Genomic DNA, 18428 nt, shown 5'->3' with positions numbered 1-18428 from the left:
GAGATTCAGCAATGAGAATGTACGACCTTATCACCAAGAAAAAACATGGCGAAGTTTTGACGGATGAGGAAATCCAGTTCATGATTACCGGTTATGTTAACGGTGATATTCCCGACTATCAGATGTCGGCGATGACGATGGCAATCTGGTTCAACGGCATGAACGACCATGAGATTACGGAACTGACGAAAGTCATGGCAAAATCCGGTGATATGATTGACCTTTCGGCTATCGAAGGCAAGAAAGTCGACAAGCATTCTACGGGCGGCGTTGGCGATAAGACGACGCTCATCGTGGCACCAATTGTTGCTGCCTGCGGCGGTAAAGTTGCCAAGATGTCAGGCCGTGGCCTTGGTCATACGGGCGGAACGGTGGATAAACTCGAAGCTATCCCGGGCTACCGCACGGTTCTGGACCGCAAAGAGTTCTTCGATACGGTCAACAAATGTGGCGTCAGCGTTATCGGCCAGTCCGGCAACCTGGCTCCGGCTGATAAAAAGCTCTATGCACTGCGCGACGTTACGGCTACGGTTGACAGCATTCCTTTGATTGCTTCCTCCATCATGAGCAAAAAGCTGGCAGCTGGCAGCGATTGCATCCTACTCGATGTTAAAACGGGCAGCGGCGCCTTCATGAAGACTCTCGACGATTCCATCAAACTGGCGCAGACTATGGTTGCCATCGGTGAAGGCGCGGGCCGCCGTACGGTAGCCCTGATCACGGATATGGATACGCCGCTGGGCTTTGGCATCGGCAACAGCCTGGAAGTAATGGAATCCATGGATGTCCTCAAGGGACATGGTCCGGAAGACCTTACGGAAGTTTCCCTGCAGCTGGCTTCGAACATGCTCTATCTCGTTGGCAAAGGCACGCCGGAAGAGTGCCGCGCTATGGCAGAGAAAGCCATCGAAGATGGTTCCGCTTTCGAGACGTTCTGCACGATGGTCAAGGCACAGGGCGGCGATGACGCAGTCCTCCGCGACTACACGAAGTTTGCACAGGCTCCGTTCAAACTTGACGTTGTCGCTGACCGCGATGGCTTCATCACGAAGATGAACGCTGAGGAAATCGGCGAAACGTCCGTTGTTCTGGGCGCAGGCCGTGAGACGAAAGAGAGCGATATCGACTTCTCGGCTGGTCTTGTCCTGCACAAGAAATTTGGCGATGCTGTCAAGAAGGGCGACAGCCTGGTTACGCTCTATACGTCCAAGGAAGAGTCGCTTAAAAATGCCGAGCGCATGTATCGTGAGGCTGTTACCATTGGTGACACCCAGCCGGAGAAAGAGCCGCTGGTCTATGCCCGCGTAGAAAAAGACAAGGTTGAGAAGTATTAATCGTAGCTAACGGGGAGGGTTATACGATGGAGGATAAAGAACTTATCGAGGTCGCCAAGAAATACCGGGAGTTTTCCTACAGCCCGTATTCCAAGTTTAAGGTTGGTGCGGCTGTATTGACGAAAAAAGGAAACGTCTATGGCGGCTGCAATATCGAAAATTCCAGCTATCCGGTAACGAATTGTGCTGAGCGCACGGCTATTTTTAAAGCGGTATCGGAAGGCGAGAAGGAAATTGAGGCAATTGCCTTGATTGCCGACACGGAAGGACCGTGTTCACCATGTGGTGCCTGCCGTCAGGTTATGGGCGAATTCCACATCAACAAGATTATCATGGCAAACCTCAAAGGCGATGTGAAAGTCGCTACGCTGGAAGAGATTCTGCCGTTTGCATTCACGGATAAAGACCTTTAATATCAGTAAATATTGACAATAATATGTACTTTGTGAGAGAATAGGACACGTGTCCTTATCTCACAGGTACAAAGGAGAGAAAATCATGTACTTTATTATCAATGTTCTTGGCGTTTTGGTATTTTTGGCAATCGGTGTTCTTTTATCCAAAAAACGCAAAGAAATTCAGTGGCGCAGTGTAGGCGCCTTGCTGCTGCTCAACGTATTTATGGCCTGGTTCCTGACGTCGTTCTCGATTGGCCGTGAAATCATTGTCGCTGCTGCCGCAGGTTTTAGCTGGCTTATCAGCGTGGCTTATGAAGGTATTGCGTTTGCCTTCCCGGACTGGGTACACGTTCCGCAGATGAACTTCTTCACGGCAGCGCTGCTGCCGATCCTGCTGGTTGTTCCGATGTTCGATATTCTTACTTACATCGGTGTACTGCCGTTCATCATCAAATGGGTTGGTAAAGCTTTGGCATTCGTTACGCGTGAGCCGAAGTTCGAGTCGTTCTTTGCGATTGAGATGATGTTCCTGGGCAATACGGAGGCATTGGCTGTTTCCAGTCTTCAGCTCAAACGCATGAAGGCAGACCGCTGCCTGACGCTTGCCATGATGTCCATGAGCTGCATCACGGCTGCTATGGTCGGTATCTATACGCAGATGATGCCGGGCGAATTCATCATCACGGCAATTCCTTTGAACGTTATCAATGCACTTATCGTTACGAACCTGCTGCATCCGGTTAAAATCTCCGAGGAAGAAGATACGGTAGCAACGGTTACGGAAGGTGGCAAAGAGCGCGAGCCGTTCTTCTCCTTCCTCGGCAACTCCATTCTTGGTGCTGGCCGTCTGATTCTGATCATCTGTGCTAACGTCATCGCATTCGTTGCGTTGGCTAAACTCATTGATATGCTGCTGGTTCTCATCCATCCGGCCATCACGCTGGAGAATATTCTGGGCTGCATCATGTTCCCGTTTGCCTGGCTCATGGGTCTTGACTCGGCCGAAGCGTTCCAGCTGGCACAGTACATGGGCACGAAACTCGTCACCAATGAGTTCGTTGTCATGCTGAATGTTCAGGACATCCTGGGTCAGTTCAGCCGTCATATGCAGGGCGTTTTGACGGTCTTTGTTACGTCCTTCGCCAACTTCTCGACGCTGGGCATGATTATCGGCTGCTTCAAGGGCATTGTCGATGATGAAAAGAACGAACTGATTTCCCGTAACGTTGGCTATATGCTGCTTTCGGGTATTCTGGTTTCGCTGCTGTCGGCAGGCATTGCTGGCCTGTTCGTCTGGTAATAAACGGCGCTTTTCAATAACAGTTTTATAAGCGAAGCTCCGATGACTTTATGTTGAGTCATCGGAGCTTTTTTTTATTGCTACAGTACGGCGAGAAGGAAAATAAAATGGCTTTAGCGAATAGATAGAATATCCGATATTTTGGATGAACGGGATATAATTTAGAAATAATAAGCCAATAGAGATATTTGGGGGGCGACAACATTGGATAGAAAACTCAAGGTTCTCATTACCGATGATTCGAAACTGTTGCGAAAAAAACTGCGTCAGGAGCTGGAAGCGCTGGATTGTGAAGTGCTGGAGGCAGAAAATGGCAAAGACGCTGTTATGCTGAATCTTCAGGAATCGATTGACTGCATATTCCTTGATATTGTCATGCCGGAAGTCGGCGGGATAGAGGCTTTGCAGGTAATCAAGGAAGTCAATCCGGACCTGCCGGTAGTCATGTTGTCTTCCGCGGGAACTCCGCAGAAGCTGATGACGACCTTGAAGATGGGGGCAATGGACTTTATCCAGAAACCATACTCCAGCGACCAGATAAAGAAGACCATTGAGTCTGTCCGAAAGAAGGTCGCTGGCGATGAAAAATAAATACAACATTGCACAATGCCTGTTAAATGAAAGGAATTACAGTCCGGAGGAAATTCAGTCCTTGCTGCGGCAGGGGGAGACGGATGAGGAGATACTCGTGCATCGGGTGCCTGAGATTGTCCGCGCGGATGCCCGTCCAATCCGCACGGCGGTCAAATTGGCAGCTGCTGATGGCTATGATGATGAGCTGAACATCTACACGAAGTATGTGGAGCTTTTCATTGAGAAGATGCAGGAATTGACGCACACGTTCAGTGTCGTGTCACAGGATCTTGTGGTGACGGAGGAACCATCGCCAGCCTATGCCGTTTCGATTCGCGTGAGTGGTGACATTGACTTTGTCGGCGGTGTTATCGCCTCGGAACCAGTCTTTTTGGAAATGGCGCGCCGCTATAGCGGAGAGGAATTCGACCGGGTGGACGATTTGGCAATTGACTGCTGCGAAGAGTTTCTCAATGTCGTTCAGGGGCTGTTCAGCATTGAGATGGCCAAAAGAGATTTGGAAGGGGATTTGCACCCGCCGCGCTGGAAGAAGGATGTAGTACCGCAGGGGAGCCGTCAATTGCGCCTGCGGGTCTATACCTCGTTTGGTTCATTTCAAATCATACTGGCGGTCGACGAGTTTTTTTGATAAAATAGGGGCAGGAAGCTGCTCCTATTTTCTTGCGGGTTGAAAATTTTTCAAAAAAGTGTTGACATCTGGTTTGATAACCCGTATAATAGGTTCTGTTGTTGAGCGACATCAGCAATAAAAACTTAATAGCTTCTTTTGGTAGAGCATTGTGGAGAGTTGTCCGAGTGGTTGAAGGAGCACGCCTGGAAAGCGTGTATACGGTGAACGCTGTATCGAGAGTTCGAATCTCTCACTCTCCGCCATTTTTATATCCTTTTTTAATATTGGATGGCAGAAGAGGCAGAATTCTTTTTCAGGTCGGGCCATAGTGCTTTGGTCTTACGCAATGAAGTCCCACGAACCTCGTCAGGTCCGGAAGGAAGCAGCGATAAGAGGGTCGCTTCATGTGCCGTGAGGGCGCCTGGGGACTGTGGTCCGACGTGAAAAAGAACAAGGGGATAGCTGCCATAGCTATCCTTTTTTTGTATCGCGGAATCAGGGGGAAAACAATTCATGGCTTATATTGCATTATATCGGAAATGGCGTCCAGGCAGTTTCAAGGACCTGGTCGGTCAGGAGCATATCAGCCGTACGCTGTCCAATGCTATCACATCGGGCAGGATTGGTCATGCGTATTTGTTTTCCGGTCCGCGTGGTACTGGTAAGACCAGTACGGCAAAGATTCTTGCCAAGGCATTGAACTGTGAACAGGGGCCAACGCCGGATCCGTGCGGGACGTGTGCACAGTGCCGCAAGATAAACGATGGTTCCTCCATGGATGTGTTCGAAATCGATGCAGCATCGAACCGCGGTATTGATGAAATCCGCGATTTGCGTGAGACGGTAAAATTTGCGCCGGTCGATGGACGGTATAAGATTTACATCATCGACGAGGTTCACATGCTGACCACGGAGGCCTTCAATGCGCTGTTAAAGACGTTGGAGGAGCCGCCAGCCCATGTCGTTTTTATTCTGGCGACGACGGAGGCACACAAGGTTCCAGCAACGATACAGTCTCGTTGCCAGCGGTATGACTTCAAGCGTATTACCGTTGAAGAGATTCATGACCGTCTTCGGTATGTAGCTGATGAAATGAAGCTTGATGCCGAAGATGAAGCCTTGACGATGATAGCGGTTCAGGCGGATGGCGGACTGCGCGATGCGCTTTCGATACTCGACCAGTGTTCTGCCCTGTCGGAGGGAACGATTACGGCGGAACGGGTGCGGCAAATCTTAGGACTGGTGGGGCATGACTGGATTTACCGGATGACGAGAGCTTTGGCGGCACACAAAGCACAGGAAGTGCTGGAGATTATAGCCGAGCTCTTGCGTGATGGCAAGGATCTCAAGCAGATTGTAGCGGAGCTTTCGCTGCACTTGCGAAGCCTTATGATTTATCAGGCCGTGGGGACGGTGGCCAACATGGACCTCTATGCCGAGCAGGATGATGTCCTGAAGGAACAGGCGGGACTTTTCCCGGCAGAGCAGGTCATGCGGATGATAAAGCGGCTCCATGAAGCGATGAATGAAATGAAATGGTCGCCGCAGCCGCGCATTACGGTAGAGGTGGCACTGCTGTCGCTTTGCCGGGAAGAACAGGCCACACCGATGGTGGCTGCATCAGTTGCAGCAGCACCGGATAACGATAGGATCGCCCAGCTGGAGGCAAAGCTTGCCCAGGTTAGTGCAGCTTTGGCTGCAGGAGCAAAGGCAATGTCGGCTGCGAAAGCAGCACCTGTCCGCAACAAAGGGGAAAACATGCGGGCACGGGCAGAGCAGGTTCCAGCACCAAGCCCTGCACCGGCGCCAATGCCCGTCAGTGCAGAAGATACGCAAGTCTGGAATACACTGCTTCAGACGCTGAAAGACACGAATAAGATGCCGATATTTGCCTGTGTATCACAGGGAACCTTTGCGGGTATGACAGAGCGGCAGTTTTTTATTCAGTTCAAGGGGAGTCTTATGGCGTCGCTTACGATGCGCAATTATCGTGCGCAGCTCGAGACGATTTTGCAGGAGATTACGGGCAGGGAACTTCATCTTTCCTGCAGCGGTGAGGACAGGCCGATGACGCCGCCGCCACGGCCCAAGCAAAAACAGCCAGCGGCTGTGCTCCAGGAGCCGGAGACGATTCCAGTGAATCTGAACCAAATGCCGCCGGAGGAACGAGCACCACTTGAAAAAGCTTTTAATTATTTTGGGGATCATGTAGTTGAAATCGAGGGAGAAAAATGACGGGGGTAGTAAAACAATTACAGGATAAGGATGGTTTTTCGGAATCCGAGGCCATGATTGCCGATTATCTGCTGGCAAACTTTCGCATGCTGCCCGGTATGTCTACGCGTCAGTTGGCGAAGGAAACCTTTACGAGTTCGGCTGCTATCGTGCGCTTCAGCCAGAAGCTGGGGTTTGGCGGCTATACGGAATTCCGCGTTAAATTCCTGGCGGAGATGATGCAGTATGTCGACCGGCCACATGGCAAAGAGCTCATGATGACAGACCGCGATTCGGTTCATTCAATTCTCGATAAAGTTACCAGTATCGAAATTGATGCACTCAAGGATACGCGCAATATGCTCGAACCTTCGGATTTTGTCCGTGCACTGGCACTGCTGAATAAAACCGAGCATGTGGATTTTTATGCGACGGATAACAATCTTGACATTGCCAATATGGCAGCGTCAAGCTTTATCATGGCCAATAAATGTTCTACGGTTCACCCGGCTATGACCATGCAGTATTTGCAGGCTACGGGCGCGCCTAAGGAACACGTTGCCTTCTTTATCAGCCGCACGGGGGAAAATCGTATGCTGCTTGATATTGGCCGGCTGATAAAACTCCGCGGTAATCCGATTATCGTCCTGACGGCATCACCGCGCTCGAGCCTGGCATCGGTAGCGGATGTGGTATTCCCGGTCGCAACCGTCAAATCCATGGAGGAACTTGGCCCGCGTGTATTCCTCATGGGAGCGAAATACGTCATGGATATTTTGTTTGCGGTCTTGATGACCCGCGTCGATTTCCACAGTGCCCGCCAGAAAGAACAGTGGCTTAGCAAACACTTCTATTATTAAGCGAAATGAGTCAGCCTTCTCCTTTTACGGGGAAGGCTTTTTTGGTGCTCGTTTTTGCATAAAATAACGAAATTATCAGAATATGTATAATATATGTAACAGTGCTACGAGACAAAATGCGTTTTTTACCAAGGTTGTGAAGCAGTGTTTCGTATTGGTTCAACTTTATTGTTCCGCAATTGGCATCGTGTTATATTATAATCACCTTAAGGGGAACGGGGGCTGCGCGCACAGCCCCAGGGTAAATCAAATTTGGAAAGAGGAAAAGAAAATGAGTAAACAAGAAATGTTCGATAGATTTATCGAATTCATGGGGGAGTTCGCTCAGATTCGTGCCGTAGCGGCCCTGCGTGATGGTTTCATCATGACGACGCCGTTCACGATCTGCGGTTCGGTGTTCCTGCTGCTGGCCAATCTGCCGCTGCCGGGATATCCGGAGTTTATGGCTTCGATTTTTGGAACGGATTGGACGGCTCCGCTGAATGCGGTTGCTGGTGGCACGTTCAGCGTCCTGGCACTGATTGTAGTCTTGTCCATCACTTATAAATTCGTTGAAAATGAAGGCTGCGATGCCATCATGGCATCCATCCTGGCGCTTTCGACCTTCCTGATTCTGATGCCGCCGACGATTGTAAGCAAAGGTGGGGAAACCATTGGCGACATCATTCCGAAAGCCTGGGCAGGCAGCAACGGTGTTATCACTGCCATCTTCATTGCCTTCTTTGTTTCCTATGTATTCTGCTACTGCGAAAAGAACCACATCGGTATCAAGATGCCGGATTCGGTTCCGTCGGGCGTAGCGAAAGCCTTCACGGCTCTTGTGCCGGGCATGATTTTCTTCACGTCGGCTTCGGTACTTTATGGCCTTTGCCATTACATCGGCGCAACGACGCTGCCGGAACTCATCTTTAAAGTAATCCAGACGCCGTTGCAGGGTCTTTCCGACTCGCTGGCTGGTGGTTCTATTATCGTAGGTCTTCAGAGCATCCTGTTCTGGGCTGGTATCCATGGCCCGAACGTTGTCGGCGGTGTGGTAAGCCCGCTGCTTATTGCCAACTCCTTGGACAATCAGCACATCATCGATGCTGGTATGAGCCTTGTCAACAATCCGCAGGCTAAAATTTTCACCTGCCAGATTAACGATGTATTTGTAAAGAGCGGCGGCTGCGGCCTGACGCTGGGCCTTTTGCTGGCTGGTGTTTTCACGGCACGTTCCCAGCAGCTCAAATCGCTGATGAAGATGGCGTTTGTCCCGGGTCTCTTTAACATCAATGAGCCGATTATTTTCGGTCTGCCAATCGTGTTCAACCCGTACCTTTTGGTACCGTTTGTCATTGTTCCGCTGATTGCGATGTTTGTTACGTACTTTGCTATCACGACGGGCTTTATGGCTCCGTTCACGGCCGTTCAGGTTCCTTGGACGACGCCGCCAATCATTGCCGGCTTCCTGCTCGATGGCTGGCAGGGCGCAGTGGTTCAGATTGTAAACCTCGCTATCGCTACGGCAATCTACTTCCCGTTCCTCAAAGCGCAGGATAACGCCTTCCTCAAAGAGGAAATGGGCGACATGGAAGAAGCAAAACCGGAAGCAGATTCCGTAAAAGCTGAGATGCAGTCGGCTGCAGAACATTAATTCAAATTTTTTAGGAAGTATCGAGAAAAGGGGAAAATGATGATGATTAGCAAGAAAAAAGCAACAGCAATGATTCTCGGTCTTACAATGGGGATTTCGGGCACGGCCATGGCAGCACCTAACGATGATACGGATATCAACGCCCGTATCGCAGCGCTGGAAGCACAGCAGCAGCAGCTTTCCAAGCAGCTCAATGCACTGAAAAAAGAGAATGCCAAGCTCAAACGGACGGAAAAAGTTGCAAACAGCAATAAAGCAGCAATCAAGAATCTCAAAGATGCCCAGAACCGCATCCAAATTAATGGTTTTGGCCGTTTAGGATGGGATAATGATAACATCAATGGTTATATCAATCGAAATGATTTCCGTCGTACCTACTTAGATCTCGAGGGGAAATATAAGGTTAATGATCGTTGGAATATGAATTTCCAGGCAGAGACGGTACAACATTATGCGAAATATGTGACGGCGCAGCTTAATGATCCGCATAAATATCCAGCATATCATCCGAAAGACAGAGATCATCAATACGATAATGAGCATGGTACGATTCAGCGCGTTTGGGCAGAGGGATCTGTCGGCAAAGTCAATCTTGATATTGGCCGCAGATGGCGCGGTATGGGTTACAATTTTGCCTTCTTTGGCAATGAGTCCGATGGTGTGGTGGCTGATGTTAAGCTGCCAAAATCGCCACTGACAGCTGAAGCATTTTATCTTACCCCGACGGATCGTGGTTATGACTTTAGTGTAGCAGGCCTGGGGCTTAAGGGGCGGATTAGTCCAAAACTTGAAACGAGGCTGGCTTATGGCAAACTGAATGTGGGCAAGAATGAAGACTTAGGTGTCGATTATTATGGCAAGGAAGCTGCACCTTGGGATGGTTTGAAGAACTCTATCGGTTCGCATGCTTTCCTCATTGGTGCAATGTATAATCCGATTAAGAATATCTTCCTGTTGGGAGATTATGTTCATACGAATCGTGAGCGCAAGATTGCGGATGCAGAAGGCGGCAGAAAGATAGCATTTGATGGCAGAGATACGTATGCTGTTCAGATGAACTATCGTTGGCCGGATCTAAATAGCCCAGGGTCTTTCCAACTCTATACACGCTATTTCAATTATCCGAACAATGAAAATGATTTGGTAGGTATTTTCGGCGATAAGCAGGATGGTGCGTTCCATGCTGGTAATCGCGGCTGGGTATTTGGCTTTAAATATGTCCCGGCTAAGAATATCGAGTGGGATACTTTCTACATGAAGGCAAATGCAACCAAGTTGGTATGGGATGGTCATCGTGGTGAGCAGTATCATCACACCATGCTTCGTACCCGTGTTGATTTCCATTTCTAATTTAATAATAAACAGTTTTCTTGGGGAAAAAATGAAAAGGAGAATTTATTATGAAAAAGATTGTTTTACTTTGCGCTTCGGGAATGTCCACCAGTATGCTGGTAAAGAAAATGCAGGAAGCTGCTGCTGAGGCTTCTTATGATTGCTCCATCGATGCCTTCTCGGCATCGGAGGCAGCCACGAAGGCTGCGGATGCTGACTGCGTGCTCCTTGGACCGCAGATTCGCTTCCAGAAGAATAAGATCGCTGAGCAGATTCCGGGCATTCCGGTTGATGCAATTGATATGCGCATGTATGGCCGCATGGATGGCAAGGGTGCCCTTGAATTTGCCCGTAAATTGATGAACGACTAAGGAGTATTGTTTTTATGGAAGGTTTAGAACTCACTGCATTTCAGATTATCTCGGCTGTTGGCACGGCGCGCAGCTGTTACATTGAAGCCATTCAGGAAGCGAAAAAAAGCAACTATGAAGCGGCAGAAAAACTTATCGCCGAGGGCGATGAAGCATTCGTGGAGGGCCACGATGCGCATGCTGGACTGCTCCAGAAGGAAGCTTCCGGCGAAGGCGGCAATATCAGCCTGCTGATTCTTCACGCCGAAGACCAGCTCATGAGTGCCGAAGGCTTTAAGACGATTGCATTGGAATTTATCGAAGTATACAAGCGCTTCGATGAACAGAAGTAAGGAGGATACCAATCATGAGTTTTCCAAAAGGTTTCCTCTGGGGCGGCGCAGTGGCTGCTCATCAGCTCGAAGGCGGCTGGAAAGAAGGCGGCAAGGGAATCAGCGTAGCCGACGTCATGACGGTTGGCGGCCCAGGCAAGCCGCGTGAGATTACCGATGGCGTCTTGCCGGGCAAGATTTATCCGAATCATGAGGCTATCGAGTTTTACTCGCATTATAAGGAAGACATTGCTCTGCTGGCAAAACTTGGGTTCAAGTGCTTCCGTACGAGCATTGCCTGGACGCGTATTTTCCCGAATGGCGATGAACTGGAGCCGAACGAAGAAGGTCTCAAATTCTATGATGACTTGTTCGATGAAATGCACAAATATGGCATGGAGCCGGTAATTACACTGTCGCACTTTGAAATGCCGTATCATCTGGTAACGGAGTATGGCGGCTGGCGCAACCGCAAGCTCGTTGACATGTTCGTCCGCTTTGCCGTTACGTGCTTTGAGCGCTATAAGGACAAAGTAAAATACTGGATGACGTTCAACGAAATCAATAACCAGCGCAACGTCAAAGAGACGTTTGCTCCGTTCACGAACTCGGGTGTCATCTATAAAGATGGCGAGGACCGCTATGCGGTACTTTACCAGGTAGCCCATCATGAGCTCGTGGCATCGGCAAAGGCGGTTATTGAAGGTCACAAAATCAATCCGGATTTCCAGATTGGCTGCATGCTCGCCATGTCGCCGTCGTATCCGGCAACCTGCAAACCGCTCGACCAGATTGCGGCGCTCAAAGAAATGGACCGCACTTTCTATTACAGCGATGTTCAGTGCCGCGGACACTATCCGCAGTACATGCTGAAGGAGTGGGAACTCCATGGCTATGACATCAAGATGGAAGAGGGGGACCTCGCCGCTTTGGAAGAAGGCAAGGTGGACTATTTCGCCCTGTCCTACTACATGAGTTTTGTCAGCGAATACGATGAGACGAGCCGTCATCTGGCCAAGGAAATCCCCAACCAGTATGTAAAAGCTTCTGACTGGGGCTGGCAGATTGACCCGGTAGGCCTTCGGTATATGCTCAATGTGCTTTCCGAGCGTTATGAGCTGCCGATGATGATTGTTGAAAACGGCATTGGCCTGCATGAGGAGCCGGATGCATCCGGTATGGTACAGGATGATGAGCGCATCAAGTATTTCGCTGAGCATATTGCCCAGATGAAAAAATCTATCGAAGAGGATGGCGTGACACTTATGGGGTATTGCCCTTGGGGCCCAATCGATCTTGTCTCGGCTAGTACGGGTGAGATGGAGAAGCGATATGGCTTCATTTATGTCGATAAGAATAATAAGGGCGAAGGCACGTTGAAACGCAGTCCGAAGAAATCCTTCTATTGGTATCAGAAAGTCATCAATAGCAATGGTGAAGATTTGTCTTATTGAAATTAAAAAGGGGATTTTTGACCGGTCAAATTGACCGGTCAATTATAAGCAAAGACATAGGGAGGAAGTAAAATGATGGATATTCGCAAGAAAGCATTGGCAGCTGCTGTTATGATGGCACTGGCTGCACCGGTTTCGGTAACGATGGATATGGCTGCTCCGGCTGTGGCTACGGCAACACCGGCAACGCAGACGAAAGCCAGCGATGCTTTTGAGGTTGACCTGACGAAAGGGGAAAATTCCCTGTTTGAAGCTTCCAATGGCTGGACGAATGGTATGCCGTTCAACTGCTTCTGGCATAAGGAAAACGTAACGTTTGAAGATGGCACGCTGCAGCTTACGGTTGACGAGTCACCCAACCCGGCTGCTGATAAAGTTCCGTATTCCGGCGGTGAGTACCGCAGTAAGGCAACGTATGGCTATGGCCGTTATGAAGTTGTCATGAAAGCTATGAAGAATGATGGTGTTGTTTCCTCGTTCTTCACGTACACGGGCCCTTATGATGGCGATCCGTGGGATGAGATTGACTTCGAGGTCCTCGGCAAAGACACGACGAAAGTCCAGCTCAATTACTTCCGCAACGGTAAAGGCGGACACGAGAAGATGATTGACCTTGGATTTGATGCATCGGAGGATTTCCACACGTATGCCTTTGAGTGGCATAAGAACTCCATCATCTGGTTTGTCGATGGCAAGGAAGTATTCCGCCGTGAAAATGAAGACCTGCCGGTGACCAAGCAGAAAATCATGATGAACGCTTGGAATGGCCTGGGGGTCGACGATTGGCTTAAACCGTTCAATGATTCGAACCTGCCGCTCACTGCTGAGTACAAATCCATCAAATACACGCCATTTGCTGAATAATAAGGAGCTGAGATATCATGCAGAGCAAGAAAAGACTGTGCCGGATGGTTTTGGCAGGAATTGCCATGCTGGGTACTTGCGGAGCAGCGTCTCTGACGGAAGCTGCTGACGCAGGCATGCATGTAGACCAGGTTGGTTACCTCACGGGTCACGAAAAGGCTGCTATGGTAACGGATTCCGGTGAAACATCCTTTAAACTCGTAGATGCGAAGACCGATAAGGTGGTATATAAAGGCAGCCTGTCGGCAGCCAAGGCCGATGCCATGTCGGAAGAAACCTTGCAGCGCGCAGATTTCACGAGCTTTAATACACCGGGAACGTATAAACTCAAAGTGGGTAATCGTGAGTCTTATCCATTTGCAATCGGCGATAATGTCTATGCGGTTCCGGCTGTGCAGACATTGCGTTCCTTTACGCTGAGCCGCAGCGGAACACCAATCAACGATAAAGATATCACAGGCCTTAAAGTCAAAAATGGTCATGCCCAGGATAAACAGGCAAAAGTATATTTTACCGATAAGCTGAACAAGAAGGGCGATATCGTGGATGTATCGGGCGGCTGGTATGATGCTGGCGATTATGGCAAATATACCACCACGGCAGGTATTGCTGCCGCTGAACTTCTGCTCGCTTATGAGGCCCATCCGGACCATTTTACGAAGGGGCAGCTGTTGTTCCCGGAAGGCATCACCTACGATAAGAATCTGCCGGATGCATTGAACGAAGTCAAATATGAGTTTGACTTCATGAAGAAAATGATGCGCAAGGATGGCAGCACGTTCCATAAAGTGTCTGGTGCGCAGTGGCCTGGTTTTGACAAGAGCCCGGATTCGGATACGCAGGAGCGGTTCCTCTACGGCAATTGCACTGCCAGCACGGCTATGTATGGGGCAAGTCTTGCCATCGGTGCCCGTGTCTATCGTGGCCTCGATGCTGCTTATGCCAAACAGCTCCAGAAAGATGCCGATAAAGTCTGGAATTATCTTTCCAAGAATAAAAAATCTCTCTATCGTGTAGATGAAGGACAGGAAAGCGGTTCCGGGCCGTATGATGATAAAAATGACATCCAGGAACGCCTGTGGATGGCGGCAGAAATGTTCCGTACGACAGGCGATAAGAAGTACGAGAAATATCTCCGCGAGAATAAAGCCGAGCTGGTAAAAGCTCCGGGATTCTTCACCTGGGATAACACGCTGGCTTTGGCTCAGTTTGCCTATGCCATGTCGAAAAATGCCGATGCCAGCCTGCAGTCTGACGTGAAGAAAGCATACCTTGACTATGCTGACTTCATTGCCGATAAGATTTCCAAAGATGGCTTTGGCTGTGCCTTGTCGAAGGATGAGTATACCTGGGCTTCAACGAAAAATGCGATGACGCAGGGCGATATGCTGCTGATGGCTTATCAGATTGAGCCGAAACAGGCTTATGTCGAAGGTGCATTGTCGCAGATTCATTATATGTTTGGCCGCAACTCGCTGGACAAGAGCTTCTTGACGGGCGCAGGTGCCAACCCGCCGGAGCATCCGCACAATCGTATTCACGAGAGTACGGGCGCCTATGTACCGGGACTGCTTGTCGGCGGCCCGAATGCTGTGTCGGGCGGCGACCCGGATCAGACGGCATATCTTGCCAGCAAGCATGTTCCGACGGCAAAATCTTATCTCGACGTTTTAACGTCCTGGTCTACGAATGAGTATGCTATTGATTACACGGGAACGGCAGCTTATGCTCTGTCATGGTTTGCTAAACCGGTGGAGTTTACAGCATCTCAGATAAAACTTACGCGCGCTTTCCCCAGCGTGACGAAGTGAAACTCTCTTTTTCTATGATCCTTTTCAAGTATCAATGGAAGACTGTTCAGGAGAAAATCCCTCTGCTTGCAGAGGGATTTTTTCGTTGACGTTGGCACATAATTTTGATACGCTATGATAGGTAATAAAGCTAAATTCCTATATATGAGAGGAGCAATAACATGTTTGGTGGAATGGGCAACATGGGGCAGATGGCCGGCATGATGAAAAAAGTCCAGAAAATGCAGAACGAAATGAAAAAAATGCAGGACGAGCTGAAACGCAAAACAGTTGACGTAACGGCTGGCGGCGGTGCTGTCAAAATCGTCATGAATGGTGAGAAGCAGGTCCAGTCCCTGACTATTGATCCGGCAGCAGTAGACCCGGAAGATGTTGAGATGCTGCAGGACCTTATTTCGGCAGCATTTAACGAAGCTATCAAGAAAGTAGACGACATGATGGCATCGGAGATGGGCAAGCTTACGAGCGGTCTTGGCCTGCCGCCGGGGATGTTCTAATCGTGCAGTATATTGCACCGTTAGCAAAATTAATCGAGCACTTTCGCGCACTGCCGGGTATTGGAAACAAGACGGCAGTGCGTCTTGCTTATCATGTGCTCGATATGGATGTAGATAAGGCAAAGGCGCTCGCGGCAGCAATCGTGGATGCGAAGGAAAAGATTGGCTACTGCAATACCTGCTTTAACTTGAGTGATGCGAATCCCTGTGCAATCTGTGGCAGTGACCAGCGGGATCATTCCGTGATTTGTGTCGTTGAGCAGCCGCAGGATGTCGCAGCTATGGAGCGCATGCGTGATTATCACGGTGTCTATCATGTGCTTCATGGAGCACTTTCACCGCTGGAGGGGATTGGTCCCGAGCAGATTCGCATCAAGGAATTGTTGAATCGTCTGGCCGATGATACCGTAAAAGAGGTCATCATGGCAACAAATCCCAATGTCGAGGGAGAGGCGACGGCAATGTATATTGCCAAATTAGTAAAGCCTATGGGCCTAAAAGTGACACGCATCGCGCATGGTCTGCCAATCGGTGGCGATCTTGAGTATGCGGATGAAGTGACGCTGTCCAAGGCAATGGAGAACCGGAGGGAAATCTAATGGAAATTGTTGCAGCCTTTGCAGTAGGCTTGATCGTTTTGTGCCTTATTGGCAAAATCGTCGCACTGCCGATGAAGCTGCTTTGGAAGATGATTACGAACAGCCTGGTGGGCGTTGTGCTGCTATGGGTGGTCAACCTGTTTGGCGCTGGTGTGAAAATCACCTTTTTAAAAGCACTCATAGCTGGTGTATTAGGTGTGCCGGGCGTCATCATCGTATTATTGATGAAATGAAAATCAGCCGCTTTGCTGTCAAAGCAATGGCGGCTGATTTTTTGCAGAAAAATATCTGAAAAAACTGATGTTTACAAATTCATGTTTTTTTTGCTAAAATGAAAAAAGGGTATACGAATTCGTTGTCATTCGGGAGGGGATAGTATGAGAACGCATGGAAGTTGGCGGCGTTATGCTGTGCTTTCATTGGCCATAGGTTTATCGCTCGCGGGGAACAGTCATGGGGCCTGGGCTGCTGCACGGCCGGCGTTACCTGCCGGCACGCAGGATCAGATAGTCGGTCCTTCGGCTGCTCAGGCGGCGGAACGCCTGCGTGAGGCGATGGAATGGGAACGTGTACAGGAGCAGATTGCCGAGGATGAAAAAAAACGGCATCAAACCGTTGAGCAGCAGGGAAAGGATGAAACTGCAGAAACCTCTGCGGCAGTGAAATTTGTCTTAAAGAAGGTTTTACACGATTCATCGGCTGTGCTTCCCGAGGAAGAAATCCAGAAGATTACGGCGGATTATCTCGATAAAGAAATCGAGATCAAGGATTTGCAGGAAATGGCCGAAAAAATCACGACGCTTTATCGGGAAAAGGGGTATGTGACCTGTCGGGCTGTTATTCCACCGCAGCGCATCCATGATGGCGTGGTGCGTGTGCAGCTTGTTGAGGGGCGTACGGGAACCATACGCATGGAGGGCAACAAAAATACAAAGGAAGGCTATATCCGCAAGCGGCTCAGTTTGACGCCAGGAGCTGTCGATAATATCGAGACGCTGAATCGCGAGTTGCAATGGTTTCATGGTACCAACGATGTTCAGCTGCGGCTTGTCATGAAACCGGGGACAGCTGAGGGGACGACTGATTATGATATTTTGGTTTTTGAGCCACCACGGCAAAATCTGATCAGTTACAGTGATAACAACGGCTATAAGAGCAGTGGCAGGTGGCGCAATGGGCTTTTCTATACCAATCGCAGCTTGACTGGTATCCGTGATACGCTGCGTGTCAATTATATGCGGAGCCGGGGGTCTGACATGTGGGGGCTTAACTACTCCATTCCGGTATCGCCGCGTGGCGTTCGCCTCGATGTGGAGTATACTGGTTCGCAATCGGACATCAAAAAGGGAGAACTTCAGGCGCTGGGAGTCGAGGGAAAGGCCAGCTCCTACGGTATGACCGTGCGCGTGCCGCTGAAGGTCGAACCGGACCGCCGCTATGAGGCCGGATTGCAGCTGGCACATCAATCCTCCAAAACAGACCTGGGGCATGGAAATAAGGTTTCCTGGCTGGATGATTCGTTGATGCGGTACATTCCTTATATTTCTTTTACGCATTACGGACATACATCAGTCGTTTATCATAAACATTCGCTTCTGCGGGTCAGCGGCGATGATTCTGTCTACCATGAGGATTACAGCGGCACGCTTTATCGGCTGGCATCCTTTTATCAAAAGCGCTATACGCATGGGCAGTATATACAAGGGCGATTGGATATTCAGCAGACCAGCAGCAATCAGCTGGCATCGGCAGACCGATTCTTTATCGGCGGTGCGAACACGGTGCGGGGGTATGAAGAGAGTTTTATCGGCGGGGAAAAGGGGCTGGTTATGAGTATGGAATACCATGTTCCCTGCGGCAAATCGCATCGCTATGATCCGTTTGCGTTCCTTGACTTTGGCACGGTGAGCGGCGAGACAGCGCCGGATGACAAAAGCCTCATAAGCATTGGCCTTGGCACAAGCTATCATTATCGGCGGACCAACAGCTCGTTGACGCTGGGCATCCCCTTCAAGCGGGAACTGAACAACCAGCATGTTGATGCCGTGCGGCTCAATTTAACGGTGACGACAACATTTTAAAGATTGAAGGAAAGAACAGTTACGCAAAATGTGTGACTGTTCTTTTTTCAAATAAGCAGGAAAAACACGGTGTTTTATTTAATAAATAGCAAATAATTGACGATATATTATAGAGAATGTTTTATAGGAAAACGTGAAGATGCTTTGCTGGTAGAAACGATGAGA

Annotated in this window: 18 protein-coding genes, 1 tRNA gene and 1 other RNA gene; all 20 read left to right on the top strand. The window is 49.5% G+C overall.

The window, feature by feature from the left end; all coding sequences use genetic code 11:
* Positions 1 to 11 precede the first annotated feature (11 nt).
* The 20 genes from FZ040_RS03820 to FZ040_RS03725 all read left to right on the top strand — a co-directional run bounded on the left by FZ040_RS03820 (position 12) and on the right by FZ040_RS03725 (position 18263).
* Positions 12 to 1334 carry a pyrimidine-nucleoside phosphorylase gene (locus FZ040_RS03820; protein ID WP_149170798.1) on the top strand — a complete coding sequence of 441 codons (1323 nt, stop codon included), beginning with the start codon at positions 12 to 14 and terminating at the stop codon, positions 1332 to 1334.
* 26 nt (positions 1335 to 1360) lie between these two features.
* Entirely contained in the window at positions 1361 to 1747 is a 387-nt protein-coding gene (locus tag FZ040_RS03815) for a cytidine deaminase (protein ID WP_149170797.1), read from the top strand.
* A gap of 85 nt (positions 1748 to 1832) precedes the next feature.
* The gene (locus FZ040_RS03810) at positions 1833 to 3032 is read left to right on the top strand and encodes a NupC/NupG family nucleoside CNT transporter (RefSeq protein ID WP_149170796.1); all 1200 of its coding nucleotides are present in this window, start codon (positions 1833 to 1835) and stop codon (positions 3030 to 3032) included.
* 204 nt (positions 3033 to 3236) lie between these two features.
* A complete protein-coding gene (locus tag FZ040_RS03805; protein WP_033169959.1) occupies positions 3237 to 3623 on the top strand; it encodes a response regulator in 387 nt (128 codons plus the stop codon).
* Positions 3613 to 4254, top strand: a complete 642-nt coding sequence (locus FZ040_RS03800; RefSeq protein WP_149170795.1) for a hypothetical protein — start codon at positions 3613 to 3615, stop codon at positions 4252 to 4254. Before FZ040_RS03805 ends, FZ040_RS03800 begins: the two co-directional genes overlap by 11 nt.
* A gap of 153 nt (positions 4255 to 4407) precedes the next feature.
* Positions 4408 to 4499, top strand: a tRNA-Ser gene (locus FZ040_RS03795).
* 67 nt (positions 4500 to 4566) lie between these two features.
* An RNA gene (ffs, locus tag FZ040_RS14395) (signal recognition particle sRNA small type) lies at positions 4567 to 4666 on the top strand.
* 83 nt (positions 4667 to 4749) lie between these two features.
* A complete protein-coding gene (gene dnaX / locus FZ040_RS03785; protein WP_149170794.1) occupies positions 4750 to 6471 on the top strand; it encodes a DNA polymerase III subunit gamma/tau in 1722 nt (573 codons plus the stop codon).
* Positions 6468 to 7310, top strand: coding sequence for a MurR/RpiR family transcriptional regulator (locus FZ040_RS03780; RefSeq protein WP_149170793.1), 843 nt, complete (start codon positions 6468 to 6470; stop codon positions 7308 to 7310). The genes dnaX and FZ040_RS03780 overlap by 4 nt, the downstream gene beginning before the upstream one ends.
* 271 nt (positions 7311 to 7581) lie before the next feature.
* Positions 7582 to 8943 carry a PTS sugar transporter subunit IIC gene (locus FZ040_RS03775; protein WP_149170792.1) on the top strand — a complete coding sequence of 454 codons (1362 nt, stop codon included), beginning with the start codon at positions 7582 to 7584 and terminating at the stop codon, positions 8941 to 8943.
* A gap of 42 nt (positions 8944 to 8985) precedes the next feature.
* On the top strand, positions 8986 to 10293 hold the full coding sequence (locus tag FZ040_RS03770; RefSeq protein ID WP_149170791.1) for a hypothetical protein: 1308 nt from the start codon (positions 8986 to 8988) through the stop codon (positions 10291 to 10293).
* A 50-nt stretch (positions 10294 to 10343) separates the two neighbouring features.
* A complete protein-coding gene (locus FZ040_RS03765) occupies positions 10344 to 10646 on the top strand; it encodes a PTS sugar transporter subunit IIB (RefSeq protein ID WP_149170790.1) in 303 nt (100 codons plus the stop codon).
* Positions 10647 to 10660: 14 nt separating this feature from the next.
* Positions 10661 to 10978 (top strand): PTS sugar transporter subunit IIA, encoded by a 318-nt coding sequence (locus FZ040_RS03760; protein ID WP_149170789.1) that lies wholly within the window; start codon positions 10661 to 10663, stop codon positions 10976 to 10978.
* 14 nt (positions 10979 to 10992) lie between these two features.
* A complete protein-coding gene (locus FZ040_RS03755) occupies positions 10993 to 12411 on the top strand; it encodes a 6-phospho-beta-glucosidase (RefSeq protein ID WP_149170788.1) in 1419 nt (472 codons plus the stop codon).
* Positions 12412 to 12483: 72 nt separating this feature from the next.
* Complete coding sequence (gene bglS / locus FZ040_RS03750; protein WP_255448736.1) at positions 12484 to 13275, top strand: beta-glucanase; 792 nt, start codon at positions 12484 to 12486, stop codon at positions 13273 to 13275.
* 17 nt (positions 13276 to 13292) lie between these two features.
* Positions 13293 to 15086 carry a glycoside hydrolase family 9 protein gene (locus FZ040_RS03745; RefSeq protein ID WP_149170787.1) on the top strand — a complete coding sequence of 598 codons (1794 nt, stop codon included), beginning with the start codon at positions 13293 to 13295 and terminating at the stop codon, positions 15084 to 15086.
* 161 nt (positions 15087 to 15247) lie between these two features.
* On the top strand, positions 15248 to 15583 hold the full coding sequence (locus tag FZ040_RS03740) for a YbaB/EbfC family nucleoid-associated protein (protein ID WP_033169950.1): 336 nt from the start codon (positions 15248 to 15250) through the stop codon (positions 15581 to 15583).
* A 2-nt stretch (positions 15584 to 15585) separates the two neighbouring features.
* Complete coding sequence (gene recR / locus FZ040_RS03735) at positions 15586 to 16182, top strand: recombination mediator RecR (RefSeq protein WP_033169949.1); 597 nt, start codon at positions 15586 to 15588, stop codon at positions 16180 to 16182.
* Complete coding sequence (locus FZ040_RS03730; RefSeq protein ID WP_033169948.1) at positions 16182 to 16415, top strand: pro-sigmaK processing inhibitor BofA family protein; 234 nt, start codon at positions 16182 to 16184, stop codon at positions 16413 to 16415. The genes recR and FZ040_RS03730 overlap by 1 nt, the downstream gene beginning before the upstream one ends.
* Before the next feature lie 144 nt (positions 16416 to 16559).
* The gene (locus FZ040_RS03725) at positions 16560 to 18263 is read left to right on the top strand and encodes a ShlB/FhaC/HecB family hemolysin secretion/activation protein (RefSeq protein WP_149170786.1); all 1704 of its coding nucleotides are present in this window, start codon (positions 16560 to 16562) and stop codon (positions 18261 to 18263) included.
* Positions 18264 to 18428 lie beyond the last annotated feature (165 nt).

Source organism: Pseudoselenomonas ruminis (assembly GCF_008271295.1).
GTDB classification, from domain to species: domain Bacteria; phylum Bacillota; class Negativicutes; order Selenomonadales; family Selenomonadaceae; genus Selenomonas_A; species Selenomonas_A ruminis.
Note: the sequence above shows the minus strand (reverse complement) of the source record. Positions and strands in the feature narration are given on the sequence as shown.

What these genes read in the sequence shown, in the direction of transcription:
- dnaX (WP_149170794.1), top strand. Translation starts at nt 4,750, where the DNA reads ATGGCTTATATTGCATTATATCGGAAATGGCGTCCAGGCAGTTTCAAG.
- FZ040_RS03730 (WP_033169948.1), top strand. Translation starts at nt 16,182, where the DNA reads ATGGAAATTGTTGCAGCCTTTGCAGTAGGCTTGATCGTTTTGTGCCTT.
- FZ040_RS03725 (WP_149170786.1), top strand. Translation starts at nt 16,560, where the DNA reads ATGAGAACGCATGGAAGTTGGCGGCGTTATGCTGTGCTTTCATTGGCC.
- bglS (WP_255448736.1), top strand. Translation starts at nt 12,484, where the DNA reads ATGATGGATATTCGCAAGAAAGCATTGGCAGCTGCTGTTATGATGGCA.
- FZ040_RS03810 (WP_149170796.1), top strand. Translation starts at nt 1,833, where the DNA reads ATGTACTTTATTATCAATGTTCTTGGCGTTTTGGTATTTTTGGCAATC.
- FZ040_RS03820 (WP_149170798.1), top strand. Translation starts at nt 12, where the DNA reads ATGAGAATGTACGACCTTATCACCAAGAAAAAACATGGCGAAGTTTTG.
- FZ040_RS03815 (WP_149170797.1), top strand. Translation starts at nt 1,361, where the DNA reads ATGGAGGATAAAGAACTTATCGAGGTCGCCAAGAAATACCGGGAGTTT.
- FZ040_RS03755 (WP_149170788.1), top strand. Translation starts at nt 10,993, where the DNA reads ATGAGTTTTCCAAAAGGTTTCCTCTGGGGCGGCGCAGTGGCTGCTCAT.
- FZ040_RS03760 (WP_149170789.1), top strand. Translation starts at nt 10,661, where the DNA reads ATGGAAGGTTTAGAACTCACTGCATTTCAGATTATCTCGGCTGTTGGC.
- FZ040_RS03775 (WP_149170792.1), top strand. Translation starts at nt 7,582, where the DNA reads ATGAGTAAACAAGAAATGTTCGATAGATTTATCGAATTCATGGGGGAG.
- FZ040_RS03765 (WP_149170790.1), top strand. Translation starts at nt 10,344, where the DNA reads ATGAAAAAGATTGTTTTACTTTGCGCTTCGGGAATGTCCACCAGTATG.
- FZ040_RS03745 (WP_149170787.1), top strand. Translation starts at nt 13,293, where the DNA reads ATGCAGAGCAAGAAAAGACTGTGCCGGATGGTTTTGGCAGGAATTGCC.
- FZ040_RS03770 (WP_149170791.1), top strand. Translation starts at nt 8,986, where the DNA reads ATGATTAGCAAGAAAAAAGCAACAGCAATGATTCTCGGTCTTACAATG.
- FZ040_RS03780 (WP_149170793.1), top strand. Translation starts at nt 6,468, where the DNA reads ATGACGGGGGTAGTAAAACAATTACAGGATAAGGATGGTTTTTCGGAA.
- FZ040_RS03740 (WP_033169950.1), top strand. Translation starts at nt 15,248, where the DNA reads ATGTTTGGTGGAATGGGCAACATGGGGCAGATGGCCGGCATGATGAAA.
- FZ040_RS03800 (WP_149170795.1), top strand. Translation starts at nt 3,613, where the DNA reads ATGAAAAATAAATACAACATTGCACAATGCCTGTTAAATGAAAGGAAT.